Origin of the sequence: Shewanella sp. CAL98-MNA-CIBAN-0140 (assembly GCF_040309905.1) — a bacterium.
GTDB classification, from domain to species: domain Bacteria; phylum Pseudomonadota; class Gammaproteobacteria; order Enterobacterales; family Shewanellaceae; genus Shewanella; species Shewanella psychromarinicola.
Genome location: NZ_JBEOPI010000059.1, coordinates 1 through 15,838 on the forward strand (window position 1 = coordinate 1; position 15,838 = coordinate 15,838).

General features: G+C 43.6%; 12 protein-coding genes. All 12 read left to right on the plus strand.

The annotated features are described in order from the left end of the window. Window positions 1-297 precede the first annotated feature (297 nt). Window positions 298-669, plus strand: coding sequence for a preprotein translocase subunit SecE (gene secE / locus AAEY93_RS19580; RefSeq protein ID WP_101033685.1), 372 nt, complete (start codon window positions 298-300; stop codon window positions 667-669). A 10-nt stretch (window positions 670-679) separates the two neighbouring features. Continuing rightward, entirely contained in the window at window positions 680-1,231 is a 552-nt protein-coding gene (gene nusG / locus AAEY93_RS19585) for a transcription termination/antitermination protein NusG (RefSeq protein ID WP_101033687.1), read from the plus strand. Between the two features lie 128 nt (window positions 1,232-1,359). Next, the gene (gene rplK, locus AAEY93_RS19590) at window positions 1,360-1,788 is read left to right on the plus strand and encodes a 50S ribosomal protein L11 (protein WP_124013989.1); all 429 of its coding nucleotides are present in this window, start codon (window positions 1,360-1,362) and stop codon (window positions 1,786-1,788) included. A gap of 4 nt (window positions 1,789-1,792) precedes the next feature. Then, complete coding sequence (rplA, locus tag AAEY93_RS19595) at window positions 1,793-2,494, plus strand: 50S ribosomal protein L1 (RefSeq protein WP_101033691.1); 702 nt, start codon at window positions 1,793-1,795, stop codon at window positions 2,492-2,494. A 273-nt stretch (window positions 2,495-2,767) separates the two neighbouring features. Further along, window positions 2,768-3,268, plus strand: a complete 501-nt coding sequence (gene rplJ, locus AAEY93_RS19600; protein WP_101033693.1) for a 50S ribosomal protein L10 — start codon at window positions 2,768-2,770, stop codon at window positions 3,266-3,268. A gap of 54 nt (window positions 3,269-3,322) precedes the next feature. Then, window positions 3,323-3,688, plus strand: coding sequence for a 50S ribosomal protein L7/L12 (rplL, locus tag AAEY93_RS19605; RefSeq protein WP_101033695.1), 366 nt, complete (start codon window positions 3,323-3,325; stop codon window positions 3,686-3,688). A gap of 234 nt (window positions 3,689-3,922) precedes the next feature. After that, a complete protein-coding gene (rpoB, locus tag AAEY93_RS19610; protein WP_351079262.1) occupies window positions 3,923-7,954 on the plus strand; it encodes a DNA-directed RNA polymerase subunit beta in 4,032 nt (1,343 codons plus the stop codon). A gap of 82 nt (window positions 7,955-8,036) precedes the next feature. After that, window positions 8,037-12,263, plus strand: a complete 4,227-nt coding sequence (rpoC, locus tag AAEY93_RS19615) for a DNA-directed RNA polymerase subunit beta' (protein WP_124013990.1) — start codon at window positions 8,037-8,039, stop codon at window positions 12,261-12,263. A 176-nt stretch (window positions 12,264-12,439) separates the two neighbouring features. Further along, entirely contained in the window at window positions 12,440-12,814 is a 375-nt protein-coding gene (rpsL, locus tag AAEY93_RS19620; protein ID WP_101033703.1) for a 30S ribosomal protein S12, read from the plus strand. 82 nt (window positions 12,815-12,896) lie between these two features. Beyond that, window positions 12,897-13,367, plus strand: coding sequence for a 30S ribosomal protein S7 (gene rpsG, locus AAEY93_RS19625; RefSeq protein ID WP_101033705.1), 471 nt, complete (start codon window positions 12,897-12,899; stop codon window positions 13,365-13,367). A gap of 78 nt (window positions 13,368-13,445) precedes the next feature. Further along, window positions 13,446-15,542 carry an elongation factor G gene (gene fusA, locus AAEY93_RS19630; RefSeq protein ID WP_101033707.1) on the plus strand — a complete coding sequence of 699 codons (2,097 nt, stop codon included), beginning with the start codon at window positions 13,446-13,448 and terminating at the stop codon, window positions 15,540-15,542. 69 nt (window positions 15,543-15,611) lie between these two features. Continuing rightward, on the plus strand, window positions 15,612-15,838 hold a 227-nt coding region (locus tag AAEY93_RS19635; RefSeq protein ID WP_351079268.1), incomplete at its 3' end, for a GTP-binding protein.

The following is a 15,838-nucleotide window of genomic DNA, read 5'->3' on the forward strand; positions in this document are numbered from 1 at the left end:
CAGGTGTTGTAGCTAAAATTATCGCGTAATAGCGACTTTAGTGAACACTGAAAAAGGAAGCCTCGGCTTCCTTTTTTGTTTTTAGGGTGAAGTTGACAACAAAATTTGATTTTTTGATTGATTTTTTAACCATACCCTACCTGCATTGTTGCGAATAAAGCTGAATAAGAATACAATCTATGACCGATTTTGGACCCTGTGCTTATGCATTTTCTGGGAAAGTTCGGAAATGCGGATTTGGTAAATATGTTGTTTATCAAGCTAAGCTCAGGTCGTAGTGAGTAACGGAATTAACCGATGAAAACAAATATTGAAAACCAGAGTGATTCTTTGGATATCGTTAAGTGGGGCGTAGCAGCATTGCTAGTTGCTACTGCTGTTATAGGCAATCAATTTTATGCAGATGCTAATGTAGTGGCCCGTGTTGCTGGGGTCATTATTGCCTTTGCTATTGCAGGTGTCATTGCGCTGCAGACAAGCAAGGGTAAGCAGGCACAATCTTTTGCGCGTGAAGCACATATTGAAGTGCGTAAAGTTGTTTGGCCAACTCGCCAAGAGGCGCTAAACACTACTTTTATTGTACTTGCAGCTACTGCTGTAATGGCATTAATCCTTTGGGGATTAGATGCAATATTGTTACGAGTAGTCAATTTAATTACTGGCGTATAGGCATCTGAAAATGACTGAAGTTACAGAAGCGAAAAAAAGATGGTATGTGATCCAAGCTTTCTCGGGCTACGAAGGCCGTGTGCTTAAAACACTGCTCGAACATATCAGAATGCACAATATGGAAGAGTACTTCGGTGAGATCTTAGTTCCTACTGAAGAAGTTGTTGAAATGCGTGCCGGTCAACGTCGTAAAAGTGAACGTAAATTCTTCCCTGGTTATGTACTAGTCCAGATGGAAATGAATGATGATAGTTGGCACTTAGTCAAAAGTATTCCTCGTGTAATGGGCTTTATTGGTGGCACATCAGATCGCCCGTCACCGATTTCTGACAAAGAAGCTGACGCTATTCTTCAACGTCTTCAAGATACTGTTGAATCTCCAACTCATCGTATTATGTATGAACCTGGTGAAGTTGTTCGTGTGTGCGACGGTCCATTTGCAGACTTTAACGGTACTATTGAAGAAGTCGATTATGAAAAGAACCGTATTAAGGTTTCTGTGATGATTTTCGGTCGTTCAACACCAGTAGAATTAGATTTTCATCAGGTCGAAAAGAGCTGATTAAAATAAATACAAATAAATATTGTTTGCGAGTGTAGTTTTTTATATAATTCGCACCCGTTGTTTTCAGGGGAGCATATTGGCATGTCGCCAAAATGCGTTTGAACCCAAATTGAGGATATGTCGACATGGCAAAGAAAATTGAAGCTTATATTAAGCTACAAGTAGCAGCTGGCGCTGCAAACCCGTCTCCACCAGTTGGTCCTGCTTTAGGTCAAAAAGGTGTGAACATCATGGAATTTTGTAAAGCATTCAACGCTCGTACTGAAAAGTTCGAGAAAGGTATGCCGATCCCTGTTGTTATCACCGTTTATAGTGACCGTTCTTTTACTTTTGTAACTAAGACTCCACCTGCATCTTTCCTACTGCTTAAAGCACTAGGTCTGAAATCAGGTTCTGGCCGTCCTAATACTGATAAAGTAGGAACTATCAAGCGTAGCGCTGTTCAGGAAATTGCTGAATCTAAAGCCGCTGATATGACTGGTGCTGATATTGAAGCGATGACTCGCTCAATTGAAGGTACTGCACGTTCAATGGGTTTGGTAGTAGAGGATTAATATAATGGCAAAGCTAACTAAGCGCGGTCGCGTTATTCGCGAAAAAGTTGATGTAACAAAACAGTATGACATCAGCGAAGCTGTAATACTTTTAAAAGAATTAGCAACTGCTAAATTTGTTGAAAGTGTTGACGTTGCTGTTAACCTAGGTATCGATCCTCGTAAATCAGATCAAAACGTGCGTGGTGCTACTGTACTTCCACACGGTACTGGTCGTGACGTTCGTGTTGCTGTATTCACACAAGGTGCTAACGCTGAAGCGGCTAAAGCTGCTGGTGCAGAACTTGTGGGTATGGAAGATCTAGCTGCACAAGTTAAAGCTGGCGAAATGAACTTTGATGTTGTTATTGCCTCTCCAGATGCAATGCGCGTTGTTGGTATGTTAGGTCAAATTTTAGGCCCTCGTGGTTTAATGCCTAACCCTAAAACGGGTACAGTAACGCCAAATGTTGCTGAAGCCGTTAAGAATGCCAAAGCCGGTCAAGTTCGTTACAGAAACGACAAAAATGGTATTATCCATACAACTATCGGCAAAGTAACTTTTACTACCGAACAGTTGAAAGAAAACTTAGAATCGTTAGTGTCAGCACTGAAAAAGGCTAAGCCTGCAGTTGCTAAAGGCATTTACGTGAAAAAAATAAGCGTCTCTACCACTATGGGTGCAGGCGTTGCTATCGACCAGAGTTCTTTGGAAGAAGCGAAGTAATATACAAGGAGCGCGTATTAGTCTATAATACGCGCACTTTGTGGGTTGAAGCCGCTTTTATTCATTAATTTTCGAATTTTTGGATAATAGAGTCGGTTTCCGTCCAAGACCGCAGGTGTTAATCGTCAGATTGACTTAATTTCCAGCGTAGACGGTGTCAGGCCCCAGCTAAATTTTTTTACTGGAAATCTGCACCGTAAGTAATTAAACACATAGGTGTTTAATTTGGTAAATACTAGGGAATTCCCTAGGTAGAATCCAGGAGTAAAGCCAATGGCATTAAGACTCGAAGACAAAAAGGCAATTGTTGCTGAAGTCAACGAAGCTGCCAAAGGTGCACTTTCTGCAGTTGTTGCCGATTCACGCGGCGTGACTGTAGGTGCTATGACCGGTCTGCGTAAAGCTGCTCGCGAAAATGGTGTGTTTGTACGTGTAGTACGTAACACTCTTGCTCGTCGTGCAGTTGAAGGTACAGCTTTTGAGTGCCTAGCAGATACGTTCACCGGCCCAACTTTGATAGCTTTCTCTAATGTGCACCCAGGTGCAGCAGCGCGTCTTTTAAAAGACTTCGCTAAGGGACAAGCAAAATTTGAAGTTAAAGGTGCAGCTTTCGAAGGGATGTTTATCCCTGCAGCTGATATTGATCGTTTAGCGAAACTACCAACATACGAAGAAGCACTAGCTCAGTTGATGATGACTATGAAAGAAGCATCTGCTGGCAAATTCGTTCGTACATTGGCCGCCCTTCGCGATCAAAAACAAGACGCCGCTTAATTTTAAGCAGGCAGCTTAATAAAATTGAATTCAGAACAATAGGAAATATTTCTAATGTCTATCACTAAAGACCAAATCTTAGAAGCTTTCGCAGCAATGTCTGTAATGGAAGTTGTTGAACTAATCGAAGCTATGGAAGAGAAATTCGGCGTTTCTGCTGCAGCTGCAGTAGTTTCAGGCGGCGGCGAAGCTGCTGTTGTTGAAGAGCAAACAGAATTTGATGTAGTTCTTACATCATTTGGCGAAAACAAAGTATCAGTTATTAAAGCGCTTCGTAGCGCTACAGGTTTAGGCCTGAAAGAAGCTAAGACTATGGCTGAATCTTCTCCAATCGCAGTTAAAGAAGCTGTGTCTAAAGAAGAAGCTGCAACACTTAAAGCTAGTTTAGAAGCTGCTGGTGCATCTGTTGAAGTTAAGTAAGCTATAATTTAGCTTGCATCACCCAAGTAATTGGGTGAAGGCTGGCGGTTTTTTAACCGTCGGCCTTTTTTGCGCTTTATGCGCAGGCGATTTTTTTTCACCGTTTATCGCCAGTTTTAGCAGTCCCTAGCAGAGATTACTGGTTAGGTTCTTGCCATCAACGGTGATGGGCAAACGTGCTGATTTAATTATATTATTTCAGTCTTGGTCACATCTCGTAAGCAGAGGAAACCCATGGTTTACTCCTATTCTGAAAAGAAGCGTATTCGCAAAGACTTTGGTAAGCGTCCAAAAGTTTTGGACATTCCTTATTTATTGTCTATCCAGTTAGACTCTTTTAAGAAATTCACCGATCAGGACCCTACGGGTGAGCGTGGCTTTGAAGCCGCATTCCGTAGCGTTTTTCCTATCAAGAGCTTCTCTGGCTATTCTGAGCTTCAATATGTCAGCTACAAGCTAGGTGCGCCAGTTTTTGATGTGAAAGAATGTCAGATCCGCGGTGTTACTTATTCAGCCCCACTTCGCGTGAAATTACGCATGGTGTTGTTTGACCATGAAGCTGCTGCTGGTACTGTTAAAGACATTAAAGAGCAAGAAGTCTACATGGGTGATATCCCCATGATGACTGATAACGGTACTTTCGTTATTAACGGTACTGAGCGTGTAATTGTGTCTCAGTTACACCGTTCTCCAGGTGTGTTCTTTGATCATGACCGTGGTAAAACCCACTCTTCTGGTAAGGTGCTGTATAACGCACGTATTATTCCTTACCGTGGTTCATGGCTTGACTTTGAATTTGATCCTAAAGATGCTCTATTCGTTCGTATTGACCGTCGTCGTAAATTACCGGCGACTATTATTTTACGTGCGCTTGAATATTCAACTCAAGATATCCTCGATTTATTCTTCGAGCGTATTGAGTTTAAGATTAAAAAAGACTCATTAGTAATGGCACTTGTGCCTGACCGTCTTCGTGGTGAAACTGCAGGCTATGACATTAAAGATGCTGAAGGCTCTTTACTCGTTGAAGCTGGCCGTCGCATTACTGCGCGTCATATTAAGCAACTTGAAAAAACCAACACTACTGAGCTAGAAGTACCAGTAGATTATATTGTTGGTAAATATGCTGCTCAAGACTACATCGATGAAGATACCGGTGAAGTGTTAGTGACAGCAAACAGCGAGATTAGCTTAGAAAATTTAGCTAACTTATCACTTGCTGGAATCAAGAATATTGATACTTTATTTATCAATGACCTTGATCATGGTGCTTATATTGCCGACACATTACGCATTGATTCAACAACTAACCGTTTAGAAGCGTTAGTTGAAATCTACCGTATGATGCGTCCTGGCGAGCCACCAACCAAAGATGCAGCTGAAGGTTTATTCCAAAATCTATTCTTCAGTGAAGAACGTTATGACTTATCTAAAGTAGGTCGTATGAAGTTCAACCGTCGTCTTGAGATTGCTGAAGACGAAGGTCGTGGCGTGCTGTCTAAAGAAGACATCGTTTGCGTTATGAAGAAAATCATCGAAATCCGTAACGGTAATGATGAAGTCGACGATATTGACCACTTAGGTAACCGTCGTATTCGTAGCGTGGGTGAGATGGCTGAAAACCAGTTCCGTGTTGGTTTAGTCCGTGTTGAGCGTGCTGTTCGTGAACGTCTATCTTTAGGCGATTTAAACGAGCTTATGCCACAAGACTTAATTAATGCGAAGCCAATTTCTGCGGCAGTGAAAGAATTCTTCGGTTCTTCACAGTTGTCACAGTTTATGGATCAAAACAACCCGTTGTCAGAAGTCACGCATAAGCGTCGTATTTCTGCGCTTGGTCCTGGTGGTTTGACTCGTGAACGTGCTGGTTTTGAAGTTCGTGACGTACATCCAACTCACTACGGTCGTTTATGTCCAATTGAGACCCCTGAAGGTCCAAACATTGGTCTAATCAACTCGTTAGCAAGTTTTGCGCGCACTAACTCTTACGGCTTTTTAGAAACACCTTATCGCAAAGTGATTGATGGTGTGATTACTGATGAAGTTGAATACTTATCAGCAATCGAAGAAGGCCGATATGTCATTGCTCAGGCTAACATCGAAATTGATGCTGATAACCGCATGGTTGAAGAGCAAATTGCTTGTCGTCACAAAGGTGAGTCAACCTTTATGCGTGCAGCAGATGTTCAGTATATGGACGTATCTCCACAACAGATTATTTCTGTTGCGGCATCATTAATTCCGTTCTTAGAACACGATGATGCTAACCGCGCATTGATGGGTGCAAACATGCAACGTCAAGCAGTACCTACTTTACGTGCTGATAAGCCGTTAGTCGGAACGGGTATTGAACGTACTCTTGCTGTTGACTCTGGTGTGGTTGTTGCTGCTAAACGTGGCGGTGTGGTTGATTATGTTGATGCTAGCCGTATCGTAGTTAAAGTGAATGAAGATGAGCTACACGCAGGTGAAGCGGGTATCGACATTTACAATCTAACTAAATATACCCGTTCAAACCAAAACACTTGTATCAACCAACGTCCTTGTTGTTCAGTTGGTGAGCCAGTGGTTCGTGGTGATGTATTGGCTGATGGTCCATCTACCGATTTAGGTGATTTGGCGCTTGGTCAGAACATGCGCATCGCATTTATGCCTTGGAACGGTTATAACTTCGAAGATTCGATCTTAATTTCTGAGCGCGTTGCGCAAGAAGATCGTTTCACCACTATCCATATTCAAGAGCTTTCTTGTATTGCTCGTGATACTAAATTGGGTAGCGAAGAAATCACTGCTGATATTCCAAACGTTGGGGAATCTGCTTTATCTAAATTAGATGAATCAGGTATCGTCTATATTGGTGCAGAAGTGAAGGGTGGCGACATTCTTGTGGGTAAAGTGACACCTAAGGGTGAAACACAGTTAACGCCAGAAGAGAAACTACTCCGAGCTATTTTTGGTGAAAAAGCTTCTGACGTTAAGGACAGCTCATTACGTGTTCCTAACTCAGTCAAAGGCACCATCATCGACGTACAGGTATTTACCCGTGACGGCGTTGAGAAAGACAAGCGCGCGCTTGAAATTGAAGATATGCACGTTCGCCAAGCTCGTAAAGACTTAGGTGAAGAGTTCAAGATCCTTGAAGAAGGTGTATTGGGCCGTGCTCGTAACTTGTTACTGTCTGTCGGTTACTCTGAGGCTAAGTTAGCTGAGATCCCACGTAAAGACGTATTAATTCAAGTTATCGACGATGAAACCAAACAAACTGAATTAGAGCAGTTAGCTGAACAGCACGAAGAGCTAAGAGCTGACTTTGATAAGACATTTGAAATCAAGCGTCGTAAGATCACCCAAGGTGATGACTTGGCTCCTGGCGTACTGAAGATTGTTAAGGTTTACCTTGCAGTTAAACGTACTATCCAGCCTGGTGACAAGATGGCGGGTCGTCATGGTAACAAAGGTGTTATCTCGAAGATTTGTCCTGTTGAAGACATGCCATACGATGAAGAAGGTAATCCTGTAGACATCGTACTTAACCCACTGGGCGTACCATCGCGTATGAACATTGGTCAGGTACTGGAAGTCCACATGGGCGCAGCAGCGAAGGGTATCGGTAATAAAATTACCGCTATGCTTGAAGAGCAGCGCGAAATTGCTGAACTTCGTGGTTACATCAAGCAAGTATATGAGTTAGGTGATGACGTGCTTCAGCGCGTTGATATCGATTCGTTCACTGATGATGAAGTGGTGCGCTTGGCGACCAACCTTAAAGGTGGTATTCCAATTGCTACACCAGCATTCGACGGTGCTAAAGAGAAAGAGATCAAGCAAATGCTTGCTCTTGCAGGCTTACCAGAGTCTGGCCAGTTGACATTATGTGACGGCCGTACCGGTAACGAATTTGAGCGTAAAGTAACCGTTGGTTACATGTATATGCTTAAATTGAACCACTTGGTTGATGATAAGATGCACGCTCGTTCTACGGGTTCGTACAGCTTAGTTACACAACAACCATTGGGCGGTAAAGCTCAATTTGGTGGTCAGCGTTTCGGTGAGATGGAAGTGTGGGCACTAGAAGCATACGGTGCTGCCTATACTCTACAAGAAATGCTAACAGTTAAGTCAGATGACGTTAACGGTCGTACTCAGATGTATAAAAACATCGTCGACGGTAACCATCAGATGCAACCGGGCATGCCTGAGTCTTTCAACGTATTGTTGAAGGAAATTCGTTCACTTGGTATTAATATCGAGTTGGACCAAGAGTAAGCATCGCACTTAAGCAATGTTTGGTAACCAAGGGTGCTTTGCATCAGCAAAGCACCTGGTTTAACTCCTTCAGGAGAGAAACGTGAAAGACTTATTAAAGTTTCTTAAGCAGCAAAGTAAGACTGAAGAATTTAACGGTATTAAAATTGGTTTGGCCTCGCCAGATCTAATCCGTTCTTGGTCTTTTGGTGAAGTAAAGAAGCCAGAAACCATTAACTACCGTACATTCAAGCCTGAACGCGAAGGTTTGTTCTGTGCGCGTATCTTTGGTCCAGTTAAAGATTACGAATGTTTGTGTGGTAAATACAAGCGTTTGAAGCATCGTGGTGTGATTTGTGAAAAGTGTGGCGTAGAAGTTACCCAGACTAAAGTGCGTCGTGAGCGCATGGGTCACATAGATCTGGCTAGTCCAGTTGCCCACATTTGGTTCTTAAAATCACTTCCGTCACGTATCGGCTTAATGCTGGACATGACGTTGCGTGATATTGAACGCGTACTGTATTTCGAATCATTTGTGGTGATCGAGCCGGGCATGACCACGCTTGAGCGCGGCCAAATGCTAACCGAAGAAACATATCTTGATGCGTTAGAAGAATACGGTGATGAGTTTGAAGCTAAGATGGGTGCCGAAGCAGTTCTTGAATTGCTACGTGCTATCAACTTAGAAGAACAGATCGAGCAAATGCGTGAAGAGTTGCCTTCAATCAACTCAGAAACCCGTCGCAAGAAGGTCACTAAGCGCCTTAAACTGATGGAAGCATTTTTCACATCTGGTAACAAACCAGAGTGGATGATCTTAAAAGTATTACCGGTTCTTCCACCTGATCTACGTCCATTAGTGCCGTTAGATGGTGGTCGTTTCGCGACATCAGATCTGAACGATCTATATCGTCGTGTTATCAACCGTAACAACCGCTTAAAGCGTCTGTTAGATTTAGCTGCGCCTGACATTATCGTACGTAATGAAAAACGTATGTTACAAGAGTCAGTTGATGCGCTATTAGATAACGGTCGTCGCGGTCGTGCTATTACCGGTTCTAACAAGCGTCCGCTTAAATCTCTTGCTGATATGATCAAGGGTAAGCAAGGTCGTTTCCGTCAGAACTTACTCGGTAAGCGTGTTGACTATTCAGGCCGTTCGGTAATTACCGTAGGTCCTACTTTACGTCTGCATCAGTGTGGTCTTCCTAAGAAGATGGCGCTTGAACTATTCAAGCCATTCATCTACGGCAAGTTAGAAGGTCGTGGTTTAGCGACTACTATTAAAGCTGCTAAGAAAATGGTTGAACGCGAACAGGCTGAAGTATGGGATGTGTTAGACGAAGTGATTCGTGAACATCCAGTCATGCTTAACCGTGCACCTACACTTCACAGACTGGGTATTCAAGCATTTGAACCTGTACTGATTGAAGGTAAAGCAATTCAATTGCATCCGTTAGTTTGTGCGGCATACAACGCCGACTTCGACGGTGACCAAATGGCGGTTCACGTACCATTAACGCTTGAAGCTCAGTTAGAAGCTCGTGCGCTAATGATGTCAACCAACAACATTTTGTCACCTGCTAACGGTGAGCCAGTAATTACTCCGTCTCAGGACGTTGTATTAGGTTTGTACTACACCAGTCGTGAGCGTGTTAACGGTCGCGGTGAAGGCATGGCTTTTTCTGATGTGTCTGAAGTAGAGAAAGCTTACGCTACTGGCGTTGCTGAATTACATGCTCGCGTTAAAGTGCGTATTACCGAAACGCATATTGCAGAAGATGGCGAAAGAACTAAAGCAACTCGTATCATTGATACAACTGTTGGTCGTGCTCTTTTATCATTAATTTTGCCTGAAGGCTTATCGTATGATTTGGTTAACCAAAACATGGGTAAGAAGCAGATCTCTAAGTTGTTGAACACCTGTTATCGTCAATTAGGCCTTAAAGATACCGTTATCTTTGCTGACCAATTGATGTATACCGGTTTCCGTTTTGCGACCATTTCTGGTGCCTCTGTTGGTATCGATGACATGGTTATTCCAGACGAGAAATACACCTTAGTAGCAGACGCTGAAGCTGAAGTGCTTGAAATTCAAGAGCAGTTCCAATCAGGTCTTGTTACCGCCGGTGAGCGTTACAACAAAGTAATTGATATCTGGGCAAGCGCTAACGAAAAAGTCTCGAAAGCGATGATGGAAAACCTGTCAATTGAGACAGTGATTAACCGTGATGGTGTTCCAGAGCAACAAGCATCGTTTAACAGTATCTATATGATGGCTGACTCGGGCGCTCGTGGTAGTGCGGCTCAGATCCGTCAGTTAGCCGGTATGCGTGGTCTGATGGCTAAGCCAGATGGCTCAATCATCGAAACCCCAATTGTGGCTAACTTCCGTGAAGGTCTTAACGTACTACAGTACTTTATTTCTACTCACGGTGCGCGTAAAGGTCTTGCCGATACCGCATTGAAGACGGCGAACTCGGGTTACTTAACCCGTCGTTTAGTAGACGTTGCACAAGACTTAGTCGTTATTGAAGATGACTGTGGTATTGAACGTGGTCTAACAATGAAACCGCTTATTGAAGGTGGTGATGTTGTTGAACCATTACGCGAACGTGTTCTAGGTCGCGTGGTTGCTCTTGACGTAATGAAGCCTGGTACAGAAGAAGTGCTTGCTCCACGCAACACACTCCTTGATGAAGCATGGTGTAATACGTTAGAAGAACACAGTATCGATGAAGTTATTGTACGTTCAGTTATTACCTGTGATACAGACTTCGGTGTGTGTGCAGCGTGTTACGGACGTGACTTGGCTCGTGGTCATATTATTAACCACGGTGAAGCGATTGGTGTTGTAGCTGCGCAGTCAATTGGTGAACCTGGTACTCAGTTAACCATGCGTACGTTCCACATCGGTGGCGCGGCATCTCGAGCTTCTGCAGAAAACAACGTTCAAGTTAAGAACGCGGGTTCTCTGAAGTTACACAATGCTAAGCATGTTTCTAACATCGACGGTAAGCTCGTTATCGTATCTCGTTCTTCTGAATTAGCCATCATCGATGAGCTAGGTCGTGAGAAAGAGCGTTATAAAGTGCCTTACGGTACCGTATTAGAGAAATTGGAAGACAGTGAAGTTGCCGCTGGCGAAATTATCGCTAACTGGGATCCACATACTCACCCAATTATTTCTGAAGTGGCTGGTAGTGTTAAATTCGTTGATATGATTGACGGTGTCACCATGACACGTCAGACAGATGAATTAACCGGTTTATCTTCTGTCGTGGTGCTCGATGTCGGTGCGCGTACTTCAGCAGGTAAAGAATTACGTCCAGCAATTCGCTTAGTTGATGCAAACGGTAATGACTTAACGATCCCTGGTACAGAAGTACCAGCTCAATACTTCTTACCGGGTAACGCGATTGTGTCGAAAGACGATAACGCGAACATCAACGTTGGTGACCCATTAGCACGTATTCCACAAGAATCGTCTAAAACCCGTGATATCACCGGTGGTCTTCCACGTGTTGCTGACTTATTCGAAGCGCGTAAACCAAAAGAGCCTGCCATTCTTGCAGAAATCTCTGGTACGATCTCGTTCGGTAAGGAAACTAAGGGTAAACGTCGTCTAGTGATCACTCCAGCAGATGGTAGTGAACATTATGAAGAAATGATCCCTAAGTGGCGTAACTTAAACGTGTTCGAAGGTGAAAAAGTCGAACGTGGTGAAGTTATTGCAGACGGTCCAGAAGCGGCACATGACATCTTGCGTCTTCGTGGTATTCACAACGTAGCTAACTACATTGTGAACGAAGTACAGGACGTTTACCGTCTACAGGGCGTTAAGATCAACGATAAGCACATCGAAGTGATCATTCGTCAAATGCTGCGTAAGTGTTTAATCTCTTCAGCAGGCGATAGTGATTTCCTAGCGGGCGAACAAGCAGAAGTATCACGCGTGAAGATTGCTAACCGTGAGCTAGTCGCTCAAGGTAAAGCACCTGCAACGTTTGAGCGTGAATTACTCGGTATTACCAAAGCTTCTTTGGCGACTGAATCATTCATCTCTGCAGCCTCGTTCCAGGAAACCACTCGTGTGTTAACTGAAGCGGCCGTTGGTGGCAAGAGCGATCCATTACGTGGTCTGAAAGAAAACGTAATTGTTGGTCGTTTGATCCCAGCCGGTACTGGTTATGCTTATCACAAAACCCGTAACGAAGAACGTGCTAAAGTATTAAGTTCTCGTGGCAAAGTGGAAGCTACAACAGTAACCGCAAGCGAAGCTGAACAGAACCTAGCAGACCTACTAAACTTGGCTGGTAGCCAAGATTAAGTTAATGGTTTGTTAGAAAAGGCGCCATTGGCGCCTTTTTTATCGGAATATGCACGAAAAGTTGGCTATTTCTTGACAGGCAGCCATTACCTTTCTAAAATTCCGCGTCCCACCATTGTGGGATATAGATTTTTCACACCTTATTGTTGAGTTTAAATCAACTGTCGGAGCTATACATGGCAACTGTTAACCAGTTGGTACGTAAGCCACGCGCGCCAAAAGTCGAAAAGACTAATGTGCCTGCGTTGAACGCGTGCCCACAAAAACGTGGTGTTTGTACTCGTGTGTACACTACAACACCTAAAAAACCTAACTCTGCACTACGTAAAGTAGCTCGTGTGCGTCTAACTAACGGTTTCGAAGTCACTTCGTATATCGGTGGTGAAGGCCATAACTTGCAAGAACACAGTGTAATCCTAATCCGTGGTGGTCGTGTTAAAGACTTACCTGGTGTGCGTTACCACACTGTTCGTGGCGCATTAGACTGTGCTGGCGTGACTTCACGTCGCCAAGGCCGTTCTAAGTACGGTGCTAAGCGACCTAAGTCTTAACGTATTCCGTTTAAGTAAGGCCAAGCTAATATTTATTTGACATTCCAGTTTTGGAAATACCTGAAGCATACGGAGAATTAATATGCCAAGACGTCGCGTTGTAGGACAACGTAAAATCCTACCAGATCCAAAGTTTCACAGTGAGTTGTTGGCTAAGTTCATCAACGTCATTATGAAGGACGGCAAAAAGTCGACTTCAGAAAAAATTATTTACAAGGCATTAGATGTTGTCGCTGAAAAGAAAGGCGAAAATCATTTAAGTATCCTTGAAGCAGCTCTTGATAACGTTCGCCCATCAGTCGAAGTTAAATCTCGTCGTGTTGGTGGTTCTACTTATCAAGTACCATGTGAAGTTCGTCCAGTGCGTCGTAACGCACTAGCGATGCGCTGGTTAGTTGAAGCTGCTCGCAAACGTGGTGAAAAATCTATGGCTTTACGTCTAGCAGGTGAAATGCTAGATGCGTCTGACAACAAAGGTACTGCGGTTAAGAAGCGTGAAGACGTGCATCGCATGGCTGAAGCTAACAAAGCATTTGCCCATTACCGTTGGTAATATGATGGAGCGGACTTCGGTCCGCTCCATATTGTTGATATTGCTAAAACCAAAAGTTTTAGCTGAGAGGGTATAATAGTGGCTCGTACAACCCCAATTGAGCGTTATCGTAATATCGGTATTGTTGCTCATGTGGATGCAGGTAAAACTACCACAACAGAACGTGTTCTGTTCTATACCGGTATGTCTCATAAAATCGGTGAGGTGCATGACGGCGCCGCTACGACAGATTGGATGGTACAAGAGCAAGAGCGTGGTATTACTATCACATCTGCTGCAGTAACAACATTTTGGCGTGGCATGGATGCTCAATTCGCTGAACACCGTATTAATATCATCGATACCCCAGGTCACGTAGACTTTACAATTGAAGTCGAGCGTTCATTACGTGTTCTCGATGGTGCTGTAGTAGTATTTTGCGGCTCGTCAGGCGTTGAACCACAATCTGAAACTGTATGGCGTCAAGCAGATAAATACCACGTTCCACGTCTGGTGTTTGTTAACAAGATGGACCGTGCAGGTGCTGATTTTGACCGTGTAATAAATCAAATTCGTAACCGCCTTGGTGCGACTTGTGTACCAATACAATTAAACATTGGTGTAGAAGAGAACTTCAAGGGTGTTATTGATTTAATTAAGATGAAAGCCATTAACTGGTCTGAAACAGATCAGGGGCTGACATTTACTTATGAAGTCATTCCTGCAAATCTAGCGGCAAAAGCTGCAGAAATGCATGAGTATCTCGTGGAAGCAGCAGCTGAAGCCTCTGATGAACTGATGAACAAATACCTTGAAGAGGGTGAGTTATCAGAAGTAGAGATCAAAACAGCGTTGCGTCAGCGCACAATTAACAATGAGATCGTGTTAGCCACTTGCGGTTCTGCATTTAAGAACAAAGGTGTGCAAGCGGTACTCGATGCGGTAGTTGACTTTTTACCTGCACCTATTGATGTTCCTGCAATTACAGGCATTGATGAAAGCGAAAAAGAAGTCAAACGCCTACCAGATGACAATGCCCCTTTTGCGGCTTTAGCATTTAAAATTGCGACTGATCCATTTGTTGGTACACTGACCTTTATCCGCGTGTATTCAGGTGTACTTGAATCAGGTGCTGGTGTTTATAATTCTGTTAAGCAGAAACGTGAGCGAGTAGGTCGAATTGTGCAAATGCACGCTAATGACCGAACAGAACTGAAAGAAGTACGTGCTGGCGATATAGCGGCTGCTATCGGTTTTAAAGATGTAACAACCGGTGATACCCTTTGCGATAACAATCACAGAGTGATTCTTGAGCGCATGGAGTTCCCTGAACCCGTAATTACCATTGCCGTTGAGCCTCGTTCAAAAGCTGACCAAGATAAAATGGGGATTGCGCTGCAAAAACTAGCAGCAGAAGACCCGTCTTTCAAAGTTGAAACTGATGAAGAGTCGGCACAAACACTAATATCTGGTATGGGCGAATTGCATCTAGACATCATCGTTGACCGTATGCGTCGCGAATTTGGTGTAGAGTGTAACGTAGGTAAACCACAGGTTGCCTACCGTGAAACAATTCGTTCTAAAGTAGAAGTGGAAGGTAAATTCGTACGTCAATCAGGCGGACGTGGCCAATATGGCCATGTTTGGTTAAGAATTGAACCACTCGAAGAGGGTGCGGGCTACGAATTTGTTAACGAAGTTGTAGGTGGTGTAGTTCCTCGAGAATTCATTCCTGCCGTTGACAAAGGTATTCAAGAACAGATGAAGAATGGCGTATTAGCCGGCTACCCTGTACTTGATGTGAGAGTCAGTTTGTTTGATGGTTCATATCATGATGTGGACTCGAACGAAATGGCGTTCAAAATTGCAGGCTCTATGGGCTTCAAAAAGGGCGCGCTAGAAGCAACCCCTGTGTTGCTCGAACCTTGTATGAAAGTAGAAGTGACTACACCTGGAGATTATATGGGCGATGTTGTGGGTGATTTAAACCGCCGTCGTGGCATAATTGAAGGTATGGACGATGGCATCGCAGGTGTTAAACTTGTTCATGCAGTAGTGCCTCTATCTGAAATGTTTGGTTATGCGACTGATTTGCGCTCTGCATCTCAGGGTCGCGCTTCATACTCTATGGAGTTCTTGAAGTACGCAGATGCACCGCAAAACATTGCAAAAGCGATTATAGAATCTCGTAACTAATATTGGTTACGGCATCAATGTTATATTGCTCGAATTAATCGAGCACTTCTGAAAAGAAAGGAATATATCGTGGCAAAAGCTAAATTTGAACGTAATAAGCCTCACGTAAACGTGGGCACCATTGGTCACGTTGACCATGGTAAAACAACCTTAACAGCAGCAATTTCTGCCGTTTTGTCTAAGACATATGGTGGTGAAGCTCGTAACTTCGCTCAAATCGATAACGCTCCAGAAGAGCGTGAGCGCGGTATTACAATTAATACTTCTCACATCGAATATGACACACCATTACGTCA